The sequence below is a fragment of the Lyngbya confervoides BDU141951 genome (assembly GCF_000817775.3).
In the GTDB taxonomy this organism is placed as follows: domain Bacteria; phylum Cyanobacteriota; class Cyanobacteriia; order Thermosynechococcales; family Thermosynechococcaceae; genus Lyngbya; species Lyngbya confervoides.
The window spans coordinates 35,895-53,723 of the sequence record NZ_JTHE03000009.1; the positions used below are offsets into that span (position 1 = coordinate 35,895).

General features: G+C 54.1%; 17 protein-coding genes. 4 read left to right on the forward strand and 13 right to left on the reverse strand.

Annotated elements, in window-relative coordinates; translation table 11 throughout:
* Positions 1–27 precede the first annotated feature (27 nt).
* The 4 genes from QQ91_RS01435 to QQ91_RS01450 all read right to left on the reverse strand — a co-directional run bounded on the left by QQ91_RS01435 (position 28) and on the right by QQ91_RS01450 (position 3,000).
* Positions 28–1,170: a geranylgeranyl reductase family protein gene (locus tag QQ91_RS01435; RefSeq protein ID WP_166279060.1), complete on the reverse strand. Its 1,143-nt coding sequence runs from the start codon at positions 1,168–1,170 to the stop codon at positions 28–30.
* Between the two features lie 143 nt (positions 1,171–1,313).
* Complete coding sequence (gene frr / locus QQ91_RS01440) at positions 1,314–1,862, reverse strand: ribosome recycling factor (protein WP_166279063.1); 549 nt, start codon at positions 1,860–1,862, stop codon at positions 1,314–1,316.
* Positions 1,849–2,577, reverse strand: coding sequence for a UMP kinase (pyrH, locus tag QQ91_RS01445; RefSeq protein ID WP_166279066.1), 729 nt, complete (start codon positions 2,575–2,577; stop codon positions 1,849–1,851). Before pyrH ends, frr begins: the two co-directional genes overlap by 14 nt.
* 159 nt (positions 2,578–2,736) lie before the next feature.
* Positions 2,737–3,000, reverse strand: a complete 264-nt coding sequence (locus QQ91_RS01450) for a Mo-dependent nitrogenase C-terminal domain-containing protein (protein WP_250833225.1) — start codon at positions 2,998–3,000, stop codon at positions 2,737–2,739.
* A gap of 198 nt (positions 3,001–3,198) precedes the next feature.
* Between QQ91_RS01450 and QQ91_RS01455 the strand changes: the two genes are divergently transcribed.
* Complete coding sequence (locus QQ91_RS01455) at positions 3,199–4,023, forward strand: HAD family hydrolase (protein ID WP_166279069.1); 825 nt, start codon at positions 3,199–3,201, stop codon at positions 4,021–4,023.
* 58 nt (positions 4,024–4,081) lie between these two features.
* On the opposite strand, the gene QQ91_RS01460 is transcribed toward QQ91_RS01455, so the two are convergent.
* Positions 4,082–5,146: a GntR family transcriptional regulator gene (locus QQ91_RS01460; protein ID WP_349306848.1), complete on the reverse strand. Its 1,065-nt coding sequence runs from the start codon at positions 5,144–5,146 to the stop codon at positions 4,082–4,084.
* Positions 5,147–5,356: 210 nt separating this feature from the next.
* Here QQ91_RS01460 and QQ91_RS01465 point away from each other — a divergent pair, with 210 nt between their 5' ends.
* Complete coding sequence (locus QQ91_RS01465) at positions 5,357–5,998, forward strand: PulJ/GspJ family protein (protein ID WP_166279072.1); 642 nt, start codon at positions 5,357–5,359, stop codon at positions 5,996–5,998.
* 120 nt (positions 5,999–6,118) lie between these two features.
* On the opposite strand, the gene QQ91_RS01470 is transcribed toward QQ91_RS01465, so the two are convergent.
* The 3 genes from QQ91_RS01470 to QQ91_RS01480 form a co-directional block, all read right to left on the reverse strand.
* The gene (locus QQ91_RS01470) at positions 6,119–7,144 is read right to left on the reverse strand and encodes an ABC transporter permease (protein ID WP_166279075.1); all 1,026 of its coding nucleotides are present in this window, start codon (positions 7,142–7,144) and stop codon (positions 6,119–6,121) included.
* A gap of 1 nt (position 7,145) precedes the next feature.
* Positions 7,146–8,795 carry an ABC transporter substrate-binding protein gene (locus tag QQ91_RS01475; protein WP_201277267.1) on the reverse strand — a complete coding sequence of 550 codons (1,650 nt, stop codon included), beginning with the start codon at positions 8,793–8,795 and terminating at the stop codon, positions 7,146–7,148.
* A 143-nt stretch (positions 8,796–8,938) separates the two neighbouring features.
* The gene (locus QQ91_RS01480; RefSeq protein ID WP_166279078.1) at positions 8,939–9,724 is read right to left on the reverse strand and encodes a hypothetical protein; all 786 of its coding nucleotides are present in this window, start codon (positions 9,722–9,724) and stop codon (positions 8,939–8,941) included.
* 141 nt (positions 9,725–9,865) lie between these two features.
* Between QQ91_RS01480 and cobA the strand changes: the two genes are divergently transcribed.
* On the forward strand, positions 9,866–11,437 hold the full coding sequence (gene cobA, locus QQ91_RS01485; protein WP_166279081.1) for a uroporphyrinogen-III C-methyltransferase: 1,572 nt from the start codon (positions 9,866–9,868) through the stop codon (positions 11,435–11,437).
* Here cobA and QQ91_RS01490 read toward each other — a convergent pair.
* The 4 genes from QQ91_RS01490 to QQ91_RS01505 all read right to left on the reverse strand — a co-directional run bounded on the left by QQ91_RS01490 (position 11,434) and on the right by QQ91_RS01505 (position 14,446).
* Positions 11,434–11,766 (reverse strand): ArsR/SmtB family transcription factor, encoded by a 333-nt coding sequence (locus QQ91_RS01490; protein WP_166279084.1) that lies wholly within the window; start codon positions 11,764–11,766, stop codon positions 11,434–11,436. The two genes, cobA and QQ91_RS01490, sit on opposite strands and share 4 nt — an antisense overlap.
* Before the next feature lie 341 nt (positions 11,767–12,107).
* Positions 12,108–12,965, reverse strand: a complete 858-nt coding sequence (locus tag QQ91_RS01495) for a DNA-formamidopyrimidine glycosylase (protein ID WP_166279087.1) — start codon at positions 12,963–12,965, stop codon at positions 12,108–12,110.
* A 248-nt stretch (positions 12,966–13,213) separates the two neighbouring features.
* Complete coding sequence (locus QQ91_RS01500) at positions 13,214–13,444, reverse strand: photosystem I reaction center subunit IV (protein ID WP_166279090.1); 231 nt, start codon at positions 13,442–13,444, stop codon at positions 13,214–13,216.
* Between the two features lie 111 nt (positions 13,445–13,555).
* The gene (locus QQ91_RS01505) at positions 13,556–14,446 is read right to left on the reverse strand and encodes a hypothetical protein (protein WP_166279093.1); all 891 of its coding nucleotides are present in this window, start codon (positions 14,444–14,446) and stop codon (positions 13,556–13,558) included.
* Positions 14,447–14,626: 180 nt separating this feature from the next.
* Here QQ91_RS01505 and QQ91_RS01510 point away from each other — a divergent pair, with 180 nt between their 5' ends.
* The gene (locus QQ91_RS01510) at positions 14,627–16,411 is read left to right on the forward strand and encodes an N-acetylmuramoyl-L-alanine amidase (protein ID WP_166279096.1); all 1,785 of its coding nucleotides are present in this window, start codon (positions 14,627–14,629) and stop codon (positions 16,409–16,411) included.
* A gap of 38 nt (positions 16,412–16,449) precedes the next feature.
* Here QQ91_RS01510 and QQ91_RS01515 read toward each other — a convergent pair whose 3' ends face one another.
* The gene (locus tag QQ91_RS01515; protein ID WP_166279099.1) at positions 16,450–17,604 is read right to left on the reverse strand and encodes a CobW family GTP-binding protein; all 1,155 of its coding nucleotides are present in this window, start codon (positions 17,602–17,604) and stop codon (positions 16,450–16,452) included.
* Positions 17,605–17,829: the final 225 nt, after the last annotated feature.

Consider the following 17,829-nt stretch of genomic DNA (forward strand, 5'->3'; position numbering starts at 1 on the left):
CAGCCCGTGCCCTGATCCGGTTACAGCCTACCCGACTCCTGAGAGCAGCCCTCCCGTGAGTCGGCGAATGGCGTTTTCAGCCACGTCCCCATAGCGTAGTTCGCCGCACAGCACCTGACCGATGCGGCGAGTGGCGGACGGTCGCTTAATCCCCATACCGTAGGCCACCTTCGGCAGACGATAGAATACACCGGCTAGACGCTGCGCCCACTGCATATCTCGACCCCACTCTTCCGCCATCACCTGGCTGTAGCGATCCAGGGCCTCAAGATCACCCCCCAGGGCAGCGTGGATGGCTTCAGCCGCGCGGATACCAGAAAAGATAGAGGGTCTAATGCCCTCGGCGGTGAAGGGATCAACCACACAGGCTGCTTCCCCCGCCAAGAGAGCCTGCTGGGTGTGCAGAACCTGGTCACCATTCCAGAGGCAGAGGGGATGCCCCTGCTGATGAATCGTGGTGAAATCCACGTTAAACAGCTGGGAGTAGCGAGCCACAATCTCCCGGAGATTCGGCGGCTTCGCATTGGCTCTGCCCCCCTGAAATGTCCCAATTCCAATCGAATACCCATCGGCCTTGGGAAAGTTCCATAGATAGCCATTCGGGACCATGCCAAATTCAAAATGGGCAATGTGCTCCTGGGTTACGGGCGTCAGGGCTTCCCCCTCTAAAGCGCCGCCAATGCAGCGCTTGCGCGCTTTGAACCCCAGCCATTTTGCCAGGGGACCTTTGGCACCATCGGCAGCAATCAAGAACCGAGCCCCATAGGTACCGGCGGCGGTCTTCACCTGCCAGTGATCCTGCTCAAACTGCAACCCCGTCACTTCCTGAGCATCGCGCAGTTCAGCTCCCTGACGCTGAGCTTGCTGAATCAGATAGTGATCAAAGATATCTCGCCGCACCATCCAGATAGGTTCAGCCGTGTTTAAGTCCACCTCAACGGGGTCCTCCATCTGCCAGGTGTAGCGGATCGTAGTCGCACGCACGGAAATGGCTGGGGAGAAGTCAAAATCAAACCACTGGCCCACAATGGGGGAAACGCCCCCTCCACAGGGTTTATAGCGCGGTAGCGATTCCTTTTCTAAGACCAGGACGGAATGACCGCCCTTGGCTAGATGATAGGCGGCTGACCCGCCCGCCGGACCAGCCCCCACAATAATGCAGTCGTACATAGATTGGAGTCCCTAGCAAAAATGCTGCCATCACCGCTTCAACAAACTGGAGAAAGGAGTCCCGATCACCCCGGTGCGATGGCAGCAGCCCCCTCATATCTGCACCAGAAGTCCCCGGAAACCTTCCCGCAAATGTTAGTCCTTCAAACCTTAGTAATTTCGTCGGTCTTTTCAGCCAAGGCCTCGTCAATTTTGGCAGTGTATTTATCGGTCAACTTTTGCACTTCGTCCTGCATATTCTTGGACTCGTCCTCTGAAATTTCGCTGGCCTTTTGCTCTTTCCGAATCGTGTCGATGGCATCGCGGCGAATGTTGCGAATGGAAACTTTGCCCTCCTCGGCCAGTTTCGCGGCCATTTTGACAAATTCCTTCCGCCGCTCCTCCGTCAGGGGAGGAATATTCAGTCGAATAATATTGCCATCGTTGTTGGGAACCAGCCCCACATCGGACATCGAAATGGCTCGCTCAATGTCGGACAGGGAGGTCTTATCAAAGGGCTGAATGCTTAAGGTACTGGCATCGGGGGTGCCGATGTTGGCCAGAGACCGCAGCGGGGTTGGTGCTCCGTAGTAGTCCACCATAATTCGATCGAGTAAGGAGGCATTGGCCCGCCCCGTCCGAATTGTATTAAAGGAGCGTTGAGTGGCCTCAACGGCTTTCTGCATGTGATCTTCTGTCTCAGCAAACTTCACAAGAACCTCCGACTAATGTTCCAATAGATTCGCCCATCAAGGCACGACGGATATTGCCAGGCACCGAGAGGTTAAAAACGAGGATTGGAATATCGTTATCCTTACATAGCGCGATCGCGGTACTGTCCATAACCTTTAGATCTTGGGTAAGAACGTGATTATAGGTCAAGGACTGAAACCGCCTGGCATTGGGATTAATTTTGGGATCGCTGTCATAGATACCATCAACCTTGGTGGCTTTCATAATCAGTTCGGCGTCAATTTCAGCGGCCCGCAGGGCCGCGGTGGTATCAGTGGTAAAAAAGGGGTTGCCAGACCCTGCACCAAACACGACCACGCGCCCTTTTTCTAGATGACGAATTGCGCGGCGGCGGATGTAAGGCTCTGCAAGCTCTTTCATTTCAATGGCCGATTGCACCCGCGTGGGAACCTCAACCTGCTCTAGGGCATCTTGCAAAGTCATGGCATTCATAACGGTGGCGATCATGCCAATGTAGTCAGCAGTGGCACGATCCATGCCAGCGGCCGCACCCTTCACGCCTCGAAAAATATTTCCGCCACCCACAACAATGGCAATCTCCATCCCCTGGGATCGCACCTCGGCAATCTCCTGGGCAATGGACTGCACAATGGTGGGATCAATACCGTAGGGGAGGTCGCCCATAAGCGCCTCGCCACTTAATTTCAGCAAAACACGCTGATAAGATTGACCCATGTTGATGCGTTTGTTGATGCGTTCTGAAGCTCCCCACCTAACATACCAGGGTTGGGGATCTTCTTGGCGAGGCTACCGGAGATTTTCGGGTCAGGTTCAGAATCACAGGGGTAGAGAAAGTCCTTAGGCCAAGGATGGGATTGGGGGCAGGGAGAGTCTTCAATGACAGTATTTAGTAATGTCCTCTCCACAAACCTCCACAAGGTACTCCAGGGCGCGAAAGCGAAGTACCATCAGCTCTTCATAAACAGGATTCAGGTGACACAAGGGGGGAATGCGCACCGTCCAGTGGAAGCAGCGAATGGTCCGCTCAAAGGGACAGTGCGGCGGAATGACGCTACAAATCAGGTGGGCAATCTGGGGCTGTTTCACCTCGAAAGCCGTGAGCCAATTTTTGACCGCAGTAAGTCCAATAATCTTCACGATAGGCTGACAGAAAAATAGAGCGATGAAAACATAAAAGCTTGGGGTTGGAATGCCTTACATCCAAGGTTCCCTGGGAAAACCAGGGATGGATCACGAGACTAAGGGCAAATCATTCGTAATCTAGGGAAAAGAATCTTAAAATTTTGTATTCTCTGCTACGATGCCTAAATACCTTGATGCGGCGGCGCCGATCCCATGAAACAATTGCATCAGGCGGCGGCGGATTGGCTGGAATCTATCGATCTGGTCGCCACGGACATGGATGGAACCCTAACCAAGCAGGGGCTTTTCCATCCGGATCTGCTAGCAATGCTGTGGCGGCTTCACAGAGCTCAGATATCCGTTGTAGTGGTCACGGGGCGATCAGCCGGTTGGGTGCAAGGGCTGTTTGAATATCTTCCCCTCACCGGGGCGATCGCTGAAAATGGTGGCGTTCTCTACTGCGATCGCAATCGGGAGGGAACCGTCCTTTGTCCCCCCTGCAATCGTCAGGAGTTAGCCCAGCTGTTTGTCCAGATCCAGCGCGAGTTTCCCCAGCTAACGCCCTCCGCTGACAATGCCTTTCGCATCACGGACTGGACCTTTGAAATTCAGGAGCTGTCTTCCGCCCAACTGGCGCACATTGCCCAGCGCTGCCGATCTCAGGGATGGGATTTTACCTACAGCAGCATTCAAGGCCATATCAAACCTGCCACCACCTCCAAGCAGCGAGGGGTGCTTTGGATGACCGCCCACGCCTTCAGTCCCCCGGTTACCCCTGCAAAAATCTTGACCCTGGGCGATAGCCTCAATGATGCAGATCTGCTCAATCCAGCGGTTTTCCCCCACAGCGTTGGCGTCGCTAATCTTAAGCCTTATCTTCTGGATCTCCCCGCCCCGCCCACCTGGATGACCGAAAAAGCAGAGCTCGCGGGATTTTTAGAGGCCATGGAGTTGCTACTGGCGCACCGGCCCATTCAGGCATCGAAAAGCAAGGAACATTCTCCCGACACTGACGCGGCCAATACAGCACGGCACTGATAGTTCCCCACACTCCTTCCTTCCTCAACAGTTAAACTTCGGCGCTAAGATTACAGCGCTAGGACTGCAGGGTTGAGGGTTCTGGCGAGTCTGGGGAGGTGTCCTCCCCCGTTTCCAGTCCCAACTCCAACCGCAGAAGGCGAATGGAGTCGGGATCGATGTAGTTCTCGCAGCAAATAACCTTGGGGATCCGAATCAGATCCGCAGAAAGGGCCGCAATGGTCTGACGAAGGGTTTTACAACTGGCCTGATCGGAAATAATTAACTGGGATTGACGAATGACCGCCTTGAGCTTTTGCTGATCGTGGCAGGGGGCACTCATCACAAAAATTTCATCCCCCCGCAGGCTGCTAATCATCACCTCAGCAATCCCAAGGGTGCCGGAACTCAAACTCACCAGGCCAAGTCTGGCTCCAGAATCAAGCTGCTTAATCAAGCTCAGTTCCTGGCTGTAGTTGTAAATATCGATGGGAATAATGCGAAAGGTTGGCTTGGTGGGCCGCTGGGCGTCCATGGACTGAATGGCTGCATCGGTTTCCTTAGCAAAATAGCGGACGGTCACCAGAGTAGCAGCTTTGAGATCCGACAGAATTTGGGGCAAATCTTCCAGCAGCGCCAGCCGCAGGGGGATACCTAATGCCTGCTGCAGCTCTTGGACAATAATCTCACCGGCGCCCCAATCTCGCTTCGGAACCGTGACCAGAACTTCCGCACTGGCCTGGAACCGTTCATCGAGGATCTTTAAAAAGAGTTCTTTGACATCGAGCAAACTAAAATTGCGCTGTAAGAAGCCATCAATCATTTGCTCAATCAGCTCATGGGGCGTCAGGTGATGGGTGCCCGCCTCCGGATGAGCCGGTTCCTGCCCAAGGGCGCGCACGTAAATGCCAGATCCTACCTGGGCCTGGACAAACCCAGATTCCTCCAGCCGCTCATACACCTTACTGATAGTGTTGCGATGGAGACCTGTCTGCATCGCCAGCTGGCGCGTACTGGGCAGACGAAATCCAGGCGGAAACTGCCGCGAGGCGATCGCAAAGCAAATTTGACTGAACAGCTGGGTAGAAGCTGGAATCTCGCTATCCGGCTGGATATGGAACTGGACCATAGGGCGATGGGGCAAGAGTGAAATGCACGGTGATAGTTCTACCACATGCCTGGAGCGATCGCTAGAGAAGATGGGTACGCTAGGATCGCAGCCACTCAGCAAGAGCACAAACTAAACCGTGCCCATTTCTGAATGCGGCCCCAAGGGGGGGGACCCGACCATCGCCAGCCTGCCTATGATAAGGGGCAGACTCAGCCTCTCCACTGCAAACTTGATCACAGCATCATGACTCATCGGCATTTGGCCCATCTCCAGGGGTTTAGCCTACCCGAGGTCCTCCTATCCCTGGGCGGCAGTAGTATCATTTTGATCCTCTGCGGTCTGGGGCTGTCTACCGTTTCTCAGATCAATCAGCACGAGAGGACCCATCTTCACCCCCAGCAAGAATTGACGCGGGCCCTAGACTTCCTGTCAGCAGAAATTCACCAAGCCCAAGCCCTCGAATCTGTTCCCCCTGCCGCCAGTCAATACCATCATCACGTTGAAAACGCCGCCGACCCCCTCTTGATTCTCAAAATGCCCCAGCTTCCCCGCGATGAGCGCGTGGTGTATTTTGTCGCTCCGGCCTCAACCCCCTGGAAGGGCCCCAAGGCCATCTATCGCTGGGGCCCCGCCTGGGATGAAGCGGGACAGTACCAATCTGCTCCTCCCAGCCACTGGTCAATCCAGCTCATTGCCGATCAAATTGCCGAGGCCGCTGTTCCCGCTGAGTGCCCCACCGGAACCGTGCTTCCCACCACTCCCACCGGAATTTCGGTCTGCATGAACCCAGCCGGCAGTATTGCCAAAATCACCGCACACCGTTCTCCAGAAGCTGATCCAGTGAGCACAAAAGCCTTTACTCGTCTGAAGCTGCCCCCCTTCTAAAAGATCAGTAGCATAGCGATCGCCTCGCTAGCATCGGAGATTTGGACGGAATAACTCTCCGGCTGACTATCTTGCCGCGAAATGTCTTCCCATCATTCTGAGCCTTATCACTTCTGAGCCTTAGTAGCGAATACGGGGATCAATGTAGGCATTCACCAGATCAATGGCGATGCTGGCCATCACAATAATGATCGAGAAAAAGACAATAATGCCCTGCACCGTAGGATAATCTCGACCTTTAATGGCCTTGAACAGCTCTCCTCCCAATCCCTCCCAGGAAAAGGTGACCTCCGTCAGCACAGCCCCACCCAGCATGGCAGCAAAGGTGAGTCCAAACACCGTGACCACTGGAATCAGGGCATTTCTAAAGGCATGGACCACCAGCACCCGCCGCTCTGGAATACCACGAGCACGAGCTGCCTCCACATAATCAGACTGAAGGGTTTGGCGAAGATTGACCCGCACAATACGTTCAAAAATGCCACTGAGGACAATCCCCAACGAAACGCAGGGCAAGACCAAGTGATGGACTGAAATCCAAAAAGAACTCCAGTCCCCAGCTAGGAGGCTATCTAAGGTGTAAAGTCCCGTCGGCCCGTCGGGAGGAAGGGCGGTGGCCGGGAAACGACTCCCCACCGGAAACCAGCCGAGCTGAACATGGAATAGCAACTGGAGCAGCATTCCCAACCAAAAGAGCGGTATGGCATAGGTAATAATGCCAAACAGTCGCCCCCCCACATCCAAGCCGCTGCCTGGACGCGCTGACGACAGCATACCCGCCAAAACGCCTATCACCAAGGCGAAAATCATGCTAAATATTGCCAGCTCCGCCGTAGCGGGAAAGAAAGACTGAATAATTTCCCAAACCGAGGTCCCTTGACTAGTCAGGGATGATCCTAAATTCAGCTGGAGCAGATCGCCGATGTAGTCGAAATACTGTTGCAGCAGCGGCTTGTTTAAGCCTAGCTGATCCTTGAGCTGGTTTCGCACTGATTCTGGCACCCGGGGACCCAACAGTGCCGTAATGGGATCTCCTGGCGTGGCTCGCAACAGAAGAAACACAATGGTGGCAATGGTAAACACCTGAAGGGGCGCCAGCAACAGCCGCAGCACCACATAATATTGCAGAGATTTTAGCCGAGACATCTCAAGATTTCTTTAGAGGAGCAAAGGAGAATTGCTGCGTCGGTTGCAACTGAATCCCTTGAACATTGGTTTGAGCAAAGACATAGTCTTTATTTTGCCAGAGGGGAATAAACGGGACTTCCTGCACTAAGATTTCCTGAAGCTCTTTAAAAATTGCTTTACGCTTCTGTGGATCAATGGTTTGGCGCTGTTGATCAATCAGCTCATTGACGCGATCATTAAAGAAAAATGATCCCTGGGTCTGGCTCGCTCCCTGTTCACAACCCTGTTCAGGGTTTCCCTGCTCGCAGTCCATAAACGGCTGCACATAGTTATCGGGGTCGTAAAAGTCTCCGTACCAATCCAGCATAAAGATGGGATAGGTTCCCTTATCCAGGTTTTCATAGGCGGTTGCCGATTCAATACTTTTGAGATTGACCTGAACCACCGGCGCATAGTCTCGGTCAATGACCGCCTTAATGGTGGAGGCTGCGGCCCCGTTACTGCTCACATTGGAGCGGAACCAGAAATCCAGAGTCAGCGGATTTTGCTCGTCGTAGCCAACCTGCTTGAGCAAGTCCTTCACCTCTGCCACGCTCTTTTGGGTCTTCTCAAACACCGGTTCGCTGACGTCAAAAATCGTGGGAATGAGAGAAAACAAAGGAGCCGACTGCTTTCTAAACACTCGCTCTTCTAACAGCGGGCGATCAATCATGGCCGCAAGGGCTTGGCGAACCTCCACTTTCTTGAGATCCTCATCGCGAAGGTTGAGGGTCAAATAGGTAATGACATTGCCAGGCCCCTCAGTCACTTGCCAATCCCCCGCCTCCGCTTGATTAATTAATGCCTCAATCTGCACTGGCTCCAGGGACTGGTAGGTCATGTCCACCGATCCGGTGCGAAAGGCATTAAACAAATTTGCACTGCTGGAGTAGAGTTTAACGTTAATGCCCTGATTCTTGGGTGCCTCCCCCCAGTAGTCAGGGAAGACCTTCAGTCGGATCAGATCGTTGCCAAAACTATCCAGCTGGTAAGGACCCGTGCCGACAAATTCCGTGGGCAGAAATTCATTGGCCCCCACCGCCTCTTGATAGGCCTTGGGAGAAACTGCCACCAACCCCGAAAAAGCCAGCAGATCTGTAAAGGCGGCAAAGGGCTGCTTTAGCTCCAGGGTTAGCTCATAATCTCCAGTTGCTCGAATCCCATACTCCTGGGTTGCCTCATCTTGAAAGATGATATCGCTGAGCAAAAATGAAGGCTTACCGGTGTTTTGGATGAAACGATTGAGGGAAAACGCCATGGCCTCAGCATTGAAGGGCTCTCCATCGTGAAACTTGACCCCTTGACGCAAGGGGATGGTATAGATCAAGCCATCCTCACTAATGGTCGGCAGGGCACTGGCTAATTGCGGCACAAGTTCCCCTGATTCCGGCTCATAGGTATAGAGGCGATCGCCCAGGTTATACAGTAAATTGCCAGAGACGATTTCATAGGCATCGGCAGGATCCAGGGTTCGAATCCGTGAGGTGTTAATGCCAATGACCAACTGCTCTGGGGCCAGGACGGAGGGGCTGGGAGAACTAGCTGGACCAGAGGGCCGACCACAACCAACCGCCAGAAGCAAAAAAATGCAAAACAGACTTAAGAAGTGTAGCGGAGTCCTACGACTCAAACCATCCCGCCAATAACTAATAAACCCCAGATTTTTGAGTTTTTCCGCTTTTTTAAATCTCGCGTCCAACGGCCGCACCTATCTCACCAATCACGATAGATGTGATTATGGAGGCTGCTGACCAATCTCGCAAGGGGAACGGGCTAAAAGCCAAGGGCAGAGGCCAGAACCACCGGATCTTTTCCAACCCCAACGGTTACCGTGCGGCCCGCTTCCCGCAAAATCACGGTGGGATCTTGGGGGTTGCTCATGTCGATATGGGTAATCAGAATTTGCCCATTCGAGAGCCGATCGCCCACTTGCACCGTTCTCACCACGTTTTCATCGGGTGCTTTCAAGATAACCCTAGGCTGTCCACTCAGCATCATGATCCCTTTGACCTGAACTTGCTTGGCCAAAGTGGGCTCCGGTAGAGGCGGCAGGGTGACCTGATCGGGCAGCTTGACCAGGGTGCTTTTGTCTCCAGAGGTTGATGGAGCGGAGAGACTGGGCAGGGACGTCACCCTGGAGCGTTGATTAGAAGTTGATCCCCCAGTGGGGGCTTTGACAGTGCGACCCGCGTTAGAATCGTTCGGCTGGGCGTTTTGAGAAAATGACGTGGATGACCGTCCCCCCAGAGCTGTCTGGGGCGAGGCCGGAGGCCGCAACTGGGCAAAGGGGTTACTGCGCCCTTTTTGGATGACCTTGACGCGAGCATCGGGGTCAGTGGGACGAGTCAGGGGACTGGCAGCAATCAAGGCCGTGGTTTTCGCGGAGGGCTGGGGAGATTGGGTAACCTCAGCGGCGGGGATTTCCCCCTGTGGAATTGTGGAGGAGGTGGGGGTTGCCCCCGACTCTTTATCCCGACTGATCAGCTCACAACTGCCTAAACTCAAAGACAGAAATCCCAGGAGTAGCCCCACACCCAATTTCCGCACGTTTACTTGCATTTTTATCCACCTCGACTTCAATTACTAAAATAGCCTTAATTCTGGGAAACGACGAGAGTGATGATGCACAAGCCGTTTGAGCGTGAGCACAATCGCGTTATTCTCTGACTGATGTCCACCAAACACCATGTTTCAGGTTTTATGTCTCAGGTTCACGGTAGGGTTGACATTCTGGGGGCTGGCCCTGGAGACCCAGGATTACTCACCCTTGTTGGTCAAGAACTTCTCGCGCAGGCTGAAGTTCTCATTTATGATGCCCTGGTTGACCCGTTTTTATTAACGTTCACCAAGGAAAATTGTCAACGGCATCGGGTGGGGAAACGGGGAGGACAGCCTAGCTGGAAACAGGCTGACATTAATCGTCTGCTGGTGGAGATTGCGCAACAGGGAAAACGGGTGGTTCGGCTGAAGAGTGGCGATCCCTTTGTCTTTGGCCGCACGGCCACTGAGGTGGAGGCCCTGAACGCAGTAAACTGCCCTGTCTACGTATGGCCTGGTATTTCTTCGGTGCTGGCGGCTCCCCTATTGGCCGGTATTCCGGTAACGGATCCAGACACCAGTCAGGTGGTGACCCTGGTGAGCGGCCACGCCCCAGCTACACTGAACTGGCAGGCGATCGCCGCCAGCGATACCCAGATTATTCTCATGGGAATGCGAACCTTGCCAGACCTGCGCACGGCATTGCTCAACGCCGGCAAGTCGCCCCAGACCCCTGTGGCAGTTATACGCGGGTGTAGCTGGCCCCACCAAGAATGCTGGATCGGAACCCTGGACACCCTCACTCCTCCCGCAGACCCCCTTGCCCCCGCCGTTATTGTGGTGGGGAAGGTGGTAGAAAAGCGCAGGCAGCTAAGGCTTTCCAATTGCTTAGATGCATCCCCGCGCAGCCAGATCCTGCGTGGGCGACACATCCTGGTAACCCGCGCGGCGGGCCAATCAAGTTCCTTTCGAGATCAGCTTACAAACCTCGGTGCCCAGGTCACCGAAATGCCAGCCCTGGAAATTGTGGCTCCCACTCGTTGGGAGGATCTCGATCAGGCCATTGAGGCCCTCGCCACCTACCACTGGCTGATCTTGACCTCGGCAAACGCGGTGCAGTTTTTCTTCCATCGCCTTTCCCATTGGCAGCTCGATAGCCGCGCCTTGGGTCAGGTGAAAGTGGCGGTCGTGGGACGCAAAACAGCCGATCAACTGACACAGTTTGGAATTCGCCCAGACTACATTCCTCCGAATTTCATTGCAGATGATCTAGCGGCAAATTTTCCAGGCGGACCAGATCTCTCGGCATACTCTATTTTGCTCCCCAGGGTGGAAAGTGGCGGCCGCGATCTTTTGGTACAGTCCCTTCAGGCACAAGGTGCCCAGGTGACGGAGGTGGCCGCTTACCAGTCACAATGCCCCACGCACATTCCGCCAACGGTGGTTGACTCGCTTCAAACCACCCCCTTGGATGCCATCACCTTTGCCAGCTCCAAAACGGTTCGGCACACCGTTCAGCTTCTCAATTCCCTGACCCATCAGGTTTGGAATCAGTCGGCCCAGGATTGGCTTAAGTCCACCTGTATTGCCTCCATCGGTCCTCAGACCTCTAAAACTTGCCGAGATCTTCTGGGCCGGGTCGATGTTGAGCCCAAAGAATATACCCTTGATAGCCTCACCCAGGCGTTAGTTCAGTATTTTCAGGATCACGAAGGCCCGAAACCCCATCCCTAGGCAGAATGTTCAGAGTTTGGCGGAGGGAAAATTTGGGCATGGCGGCGGAAATCTGCGATATATTCTTCCAGATGGATGAGTTGTGCCAGATTTAAACTGTAGTAAATCCAACGACCTTCGTGGCGGGTATAGACTAAGTCGGCATCCTTGAGAACCTTCAGGTGGAACGATAGCTTGGACTGAGTCACGTTCAGCTCTTCACAAAGCTCTCCCACACAAAACTCCTGATGTCGCAGATGCTCCAAGATCTGCATACGAATCGGGTCAGAGAGCGCATGAAAGCCACTCACTAAGGCATCTTGATGGGCGGGAGCGTAGGTTGAGGTCATTCTGTAGTCAAATTGGGTTAACGGGGGCTGGTTTCACCAAAGCAGTGCTTCCACCCCCTTTAGTTTTCACCCTCATTAGTATAGTCATACTCCAGGGTTAGTCTGCCGGATCAGGGACAGGATGCCCTAAAAATCAAGGGTCCTGCGATGGCCGCCGCCGATCCTAGGACACCTGGCCCAGGATGACGAGGCCGTAAACTTCCCCTTTTCCGCAAAGGTCCCAGCTTGTGGTCAATGTTGGGGCAGCAAGTCAATACACTTAAGATTTATGAACACTAGATTTATGAACACTTGCTCCCCAGCTGTCCCGAAGGATCCCCCCGCTCTGGAGATGCAAGGTTTCAAGGGTCCTGTTGCCGCTGACAGGTGGGGCAAAAGTGAGCCGAGCGCCCCGCCAGCTTAATCTGCTCTATGGGGGTGTGACAGACTTTACAGGGGTGGGCCTTACGCCCATACACCCAGGCTTCTCCGCCATAGTTACCGTTGATCCCTGTCACACCCGTAAAGGTACTAAAGCTGGTTCCGCCCGCCTTAATCCCAGCCTGAAGAACATGGCGGACTGATTTCCAGAGTTGCCGGATTTGCTGTTTTTGGAGGTGAGCACAGCGGGTCGCCGGGTGAATTCCGCTGTGGAATAAGGCTTCATCAGCATAGATATTACCAACCCCAGCCACTAGCCTTTGATCCAGCAGAGCCGTTTTAATGGGTCGGCTGCGATCGCACAGAGCTTGGCACAGATAATCCAGGGAAAAGTCTGCGGAAAACGGCTCGGGTCCGAGTCCCTGGAGTCCGGTGATAATTGACTCCGGAGGGCAAGGGCTTGGAACCCACCACAGTTGACCAAAGGTGCGCTGGTCCACAAACCTCAGCTCTTGTCCCTGAGTCATCAGAAAGCGAACCCGGGTGTGCTTATGCAGCGGCTCATCTTGAGCCAGCCAAAGCAGCTGCCCACTCATCCGCAGATGAGCACCCAGAACTCCGAGGGGCGTTTGCTCTGGCCCAATCAGGTGGGCTAGCAGATACTTTCCCCGGCGATCCCAGTGCTGAATTTGAGCTTGGGGGAGCGCCTGAACAAACTGTTGAGGCGTGGGATGTCCAATCGAACGGGGATAAAGAACAACCACTTCAAGAATAGGGTGGTGTAAAGTCACGGTTTCCAAGCCACGGCGAACCGTTTCCACCTCCGGCAACTCAGGCATGAAAGGTTAGAGTCCTGGGGATATGGCCCTCAATCATAAAAAACGTCCATAAAAAACATCAATTGCTCTTTACAAGGGTGAGCAAAGAGCAATTGACGCTAAATTTAAAATCAATGAGTAACGTTAGAAGCTGCGAATCATTTTTATCCGTAGCCAACCCCCAATAAAGCTCGTTTAATAGCGCAGGGACCTTTCAATTGCACAGTAAAAATGCACCGCAGAAGCGGATCGGCAAACCCGTCTAGAGGCTAGGATTTTTTCGCTGGCGGCGCTTCAACTTCGACCAACTCATGTAAGCCAAAGTTGTTCGTGCTAACGCCACCGGCATTCCCGCTGTAGCCGTTGTAGTTCACCTTGTCAAAACGAACAATCACTGGATATTTAATCCCGCTTTTATCCACAGAGGCAACGGTGCCAATTTCGTTATACCAGTAGGACTCCGGACGAAGGATCCGTACCTTAGAACCGCGTTGAACCATAGATCTAAATCGCTGAATTTTTGAACGAACGCATAATAGCTACACACTACTACGATTCCGAAACCCGGCCCTTGCTTCAGACCTAAACATTTATGAATCGTAACGGTTCAGTTACAAAATTTCGGGAGCCTGCTGCTGCTGTAGATCGACCAAGATCACTCTCAGCACCTGCTGGAGCAGATGAAGCAGGGTGATACGGCAATCGAGCCAATCTTCGGTTTCGCGCTCAGACAGACCAAACAGACGGCATTGGCCATAGAACTGCTGGAAGAGTCTGAGCCAGGTTTGGCTTAGGGCACGGGCGCGCGAAATGGGCCAAGGCAATACGAGGGGCTGCTGCCAAAAGGCAGTGGAGGGAACAAGCCGCAGCTGGCTGGCACAGTAGGTTCGCTGGAACTGTAAGGGGAAGGAGCACAGCGATCGCAGGATCTGTCCCTCTGCGCAGTCCGGTTGCGCCCTCATCGCCGGGGGGAAGCAAACCGATCGACTCCATCGATGGAACAGTTCATGATCCTGAGCCAAGCGCAGGAGTGAGCAGCAGCGAGCATGGGCGTAGGCCCATTCAAATCCCCAAAAAGGGTCTGCCTTGAGGCTCCTCCCGGCGGGGAGAGTACTGGCTAGGGTCAAGTGCTGCAAACGAGGTGGATGCTGCAGGGCTTGATTCAGGCAAAATTCCTGCAGAACATCGGCCACGCGAATGTCAATCCAGCCGCTGGCCCTGTCTACTCGACTCTGGATTTGCGCAGCCTGGTCAGGAATCTGTGCCTGGATCCAGGACTGAAAGGCGACCAAAAGGACAGCAGGGTCAACCTGAGGAAGCTGAAGAGCAAGGGGAGTTCGATAAATCCCCCAGGTGTGGGGATGGGGCTCAAGCACCAGGTTGACCGCGGATCGATCTCCCTGGACATTCACCTCCTGCGCGGCAATCGCCAGTCCTGCAAGCAACATGGGCACCGGGGATGGGTACCAGAGCTGACAGTGGACATCAAAACCAGGAAACATCAAAACCAGGAAACATCAAAAACATTGACATCAAAAGCCTCTCTGGGAGGTGCCTGGGGAATGAAATCGCCCTAGGGTCGGTTGAGGTCTTTGCGCAAGGATGCTAGATCAAACCACTGCAGATTCTTCTAGAATCATCCTAGCTTTTGCCCCCCTTCAGGTTCAGTTTTCGGTCTGCCCATGAAAAAAGTTGTCCCCAGTGCCCTGTTCACCCTGACAGCCTTAACCAGCTTACCCGCCTACGCCAACGATGCGCTGCAGGTGGTCTACCCTCCTGCTGACCATCAAACGGCCGCCGATCGGATTTTTATCATTGGAACGGCCCCACCGGATAGCCCAGTGCGGCTGAACGGGACCGTGATTCAAGACCGAAGTGTTTCAGGGCATTTCGCCCCCAGCATTCCTCTGGCGGTGGGGGAAAATGTCGTCACCCTGGACGCCCAGGGGCAACAACTCACCCTTCGGATTACGCGATCGCCCAGCGACCCCCCGCTTCCCTCACAGTTTGGATTTTTAGACAACTCGCTACAGCCAGCGGTGGATCTAGCGCGCATGCCCCATGAACCCATCTGTTTTCGCGCGATCGCTACGCCCAACTCCCAGGTGCTGGTCACCGTTGGATCCCAGCAGATCAAGCTATTGCCGGTGGGAGAATCGGTGGAGTTGCCCCCCAACTCAGCCGTATTGACCCTCAACAATCAGCCCCAGCCCCAGAGGGCTAATGGAGTTTACCAAAACTGTACAGGGTTTGCTGATCCAGGATTCCTGGGAAGCCCCCAATTCCAAGTGACCCGTGCAACGGGTGATCGGGTTGCCCAGGTCAGCGATGGATCTATCACCATTCTTGATCCCGCCAATATCGAGATGGTTGAGGTCACGGCAAGCCAGGGCGTTGCTCGCACTGGACCGAGTACGAACCACTCGCGCCTTACCCCCCTGCCCCAGGGAACCCAGGCCAGAATCACAGGGGCAGAAGGAGATTGGTGGCGTTTGGACTATGGAGCCTGGATTAAGAAGGCGGAAACCCAAACCATTCCCCGTCAAGGGCCGACCCAATCAATCATTCGCAGTCTGAAGTCTCGCTCCGCAGGAGACTGGACCGAGGTGGTTTTTCCGCTGCAAACGCCGGTTCCCATCTCAGTGGAGCAGGGCGATCGATTCCTAAGGCTGACGCTACACAATACCACCGCACAAACCGATACCATTTTTGTCCCCCCGGATGCGGTCATAGAGCGTCTAGACTGGTCGCAGCCCAGTCCTCAACAAGCCACCTATCGTTTCCAGCTTAAGGCTGAACAGGCGTGGGGCTATAAGCTTCGTTACGAAGGCACAAGCTTAATTCTCTCTCTGCGCCACCCTCCGCAACTAAGCCGCGATCGCAGATCGTTGCAAGGCGCAAAAATTTTGCTAGATGCTGGCCACGGCAGCGAGAACGATCTTGGGGCGAGAGGTCCCAACGGCTACCCAGAAAAAGACGCAAATCTCTTTGTCACCCAGGTGCTGCAGCGGGAGCTAGAAAATCGGGGGGCAGAGGTGATCATGACGCGACTAGCAGAGGAAGATCTATATCCCCAGGATCGCGTGGCCGTGATTGAGCAGAGAGAGCCGCATCTAGCGGTGAGCCTGCACTTTAATGCCTTGCCCGACAATGGAGATGCCCTGAAGACCCAAGGCATTGGGGCCTTTTGGTATCATCCCCAGGCCTACGACTTTTCTGTGTTTATCCATGACTATCTGGTGAACCGCCTAGGGCGCAAGTCCTACGGTGTCTTTTGGAACAATTTAGCCCTGACGCGCCCGACGGTGTCCCCCTCGGTTTTGCTGGAGCTGGGCTTCATGATTAATCCCGAGGAGTTTGAATGGATTAGCGATTCCAAGGCCCAAACCCAGCTAGGAAAGGCCCTAGCCGATGGCATTACCCTTTGGTTCCATCGCAGCCAGACGGGAGAAAGAGCCCAACCATAAGCTTGGGCCAGGCTAGGGGTTAGATCTAGGGGCCCAAGCTAGGCGCCAAACCCCTGGCCACGACTGCTGCTAGGCAGGGTCAGGCAGCTATCGAGCTGGGCCCGGAGTTTGTCATGGTCTAGGTTTTGGCCGATCAGCACCAGCTGATTCTTAGGATCTCCCTTCCAGGCCTCGTCCTCCAAGGAAAAACGCTTGCCGCTCAGGTGGAACACATGGCGCTTCGGACTTTCATCGAACCAGAGAATTCCCTTAGCCCGAAAGACATTAATGGGAAGTTGATTATCGAGGAAATGCTGAAATTTGCGCACGGAAAAGGGGCGATCGCTCTGAAAAGAAAGGGAAGTAAACCCATCAATGGCGAGGTGATCGGAATGGACCTGTTCATGCTTGTGCCCGTGGCCATGGCTATGCTCATGCTTGTGCCCATGATCGGGCCCATGATCATGATGCTCGCCCTCCTCTGCACCGTGATCGTGCAGGCAGTGCCCGTGGTCATGATCGCAATCGCTGTGATCCTGGCGATCGCCCTCCGATGCAGAGGCAAAATAGCGATCCGACTCAAACAGCCCCACACTGAGCAGCAGGGGCAACGGAACCTGCCCCTTCACCGTGCGCATGATTCTGGCCCCCTCGCGCATCTCGCGCAGGCGCACTTCCAGTAAATCCAGATCCGCTGTATCGACCAGATCAGCTTTGTTGAGCAGAATAATGTCGCCGTAGGCAATTTGACTCTGGGCCGCTTCGGAATTAAATAAATCCAGGCTGAAGTTTTCGGCATCGACCATAGTAATGATGGAATCCAAGCGAGTCACATCCCGCAAATCCGTTCCCAAGAAGGTCAAAGCCACCGGCAGCGGGTCAGCAAGTCCTGTGGTTTCCACCACGAGATAGTCAATTTTTTCGGCCCGCTCTAAAACCTTATACACCGCCTCCACCAGATCGTTATTGATCGTGCAGCAGATGCAGCCATTGCTCAGCTCCACCATGTTGTCGTCCTCGGTGGTGATCAACAGGTCATTGTCAATGCCAATCTCCCCGAATTCATTCACTAGAACGGCTGTTTTCAGCCCCTCCTGGTTGGTGAGAATGTGGTTCAAGAGCGTTGTCTTTCCACTTCCTAAAAAGCCCGTAATGATGGTGACCGGTAGGCCATGCTTCACCGTTTCCATACTGGCGCTCGGCGCTGACGTCATAGTCAAAGGTGTCTGTAAGCTCAACAACAAAATTGTCCATCTATCCTATGTCAGGATGATGAGCCGATCATATTATGGCCTAGAGTTTCGCGATCCCGTGTTGTGATCAGCTTGAGTTAGGATTGGAGGTCCAGAGCATCTGCGGTCGGGGATGTTTGTGCTCAGTCCCAGGCTCAGCCCCAGGCGCTCCCTCACCCTTTTTCCTTGCGCGTCCATGCCTCTTCA

Excerpts from the sequence above, each read along its gene's own strand:
- QQ91_RS01435 (WP_166279060.1), bottom strand. The coding sequence starts at position 1,170 with ATGTACGACTGCATTATTGTGGGGGCTGGTCCGGCGGGCGGGTCAGCC.
- pyrH (WP_166279066.1), bottom strand. The coding sequence starts at position 2,577 with ATGGGTCAATCTTATCAGCGTGTTTTGCTGAAATTAAGTGGCGAGGCG.
- QQ91_RS01455 (WP_166279069.1), top strand. The coding sequence starts at position 3,199 with ATGAAACAATTGCATCAGGCGGCGGCGGATTGGCTGGAATCTATCGAT.
- QQ91_RS01465 (WP_166279072.1), top strand. The coding sequence starts at position 5,357 with ATGACTCATCGGCATTTGGCCCATCTCCAGGGGTTTAGCCTACCCGAG.
- QQ91_RS01470 (WP_166279075.1), bottom strand. The coding sequence starts at position 7,144 with ATGTCTCGGCTAAAATCTCTGCAATATTATGTGGTGCTGCGGCTGTTG.
- QQ91_RS01480 (WP_166279078.1), bottom strand. The coding sequence starts at position 9,724 with ATGCAAGTAAACGTGCGGAAATTGGGTGTGGGGCTACTCCTGGGATTT.
- cobA (WP_166279081.1), top strand. The coding sequence starts at position 9,866 with ATGTCTCAGGTTCACGGTAGGGTTGACATTCTGGGGGCTGGCCCTGGA.
- QQ91_RS01490 (WP_166279084.1), bottom strand. The coding sequence starts at position 11,766 with ATGACCTCAACCTACGCTCCCGCCCATCAAGATGCCTTAGTGAGTGGC.
- QQ91_RS01495 (WP_166279087.1), bottom strand. The coding sequence starts at position 12,965 with ATGCCTGAGTTGCCGGAGGTGGAAACGGTTCGCCGTGGCTTGGAAACC.
- QQ91_RS01500 (WP_166279090.1), bottom strand. The coding sequence starts at position 13,444 with ATGGTTCAACGCGGTTCTAAGGTACGGATCCTTCGTCCGGAGTCCTAC.
- QQ91_RS01505 (WP_166279093.1), bottom strand. The coding sequence starts at position 14,446 with ATGTTTCCTGGTTTTGATGTCCACTGTCAGCTCTGGTACCCATCCCCG.
- QQ91_RS01510 (WP_166279096.1), top strand. The coding sequence starts at position 14,627 with ATGAAAAAAGTTGTCCCCAGTGCCCTGTTCACCCTGACAGCCTTAACC.
- QQ91_RS01515 (WP_166279099.1), bottom strand. The coding sequence starts at position 17,604 with ATGACGTCAGCGCCGAGCGCCAGTATGGAAACGGTGAAGCATGGCCTA.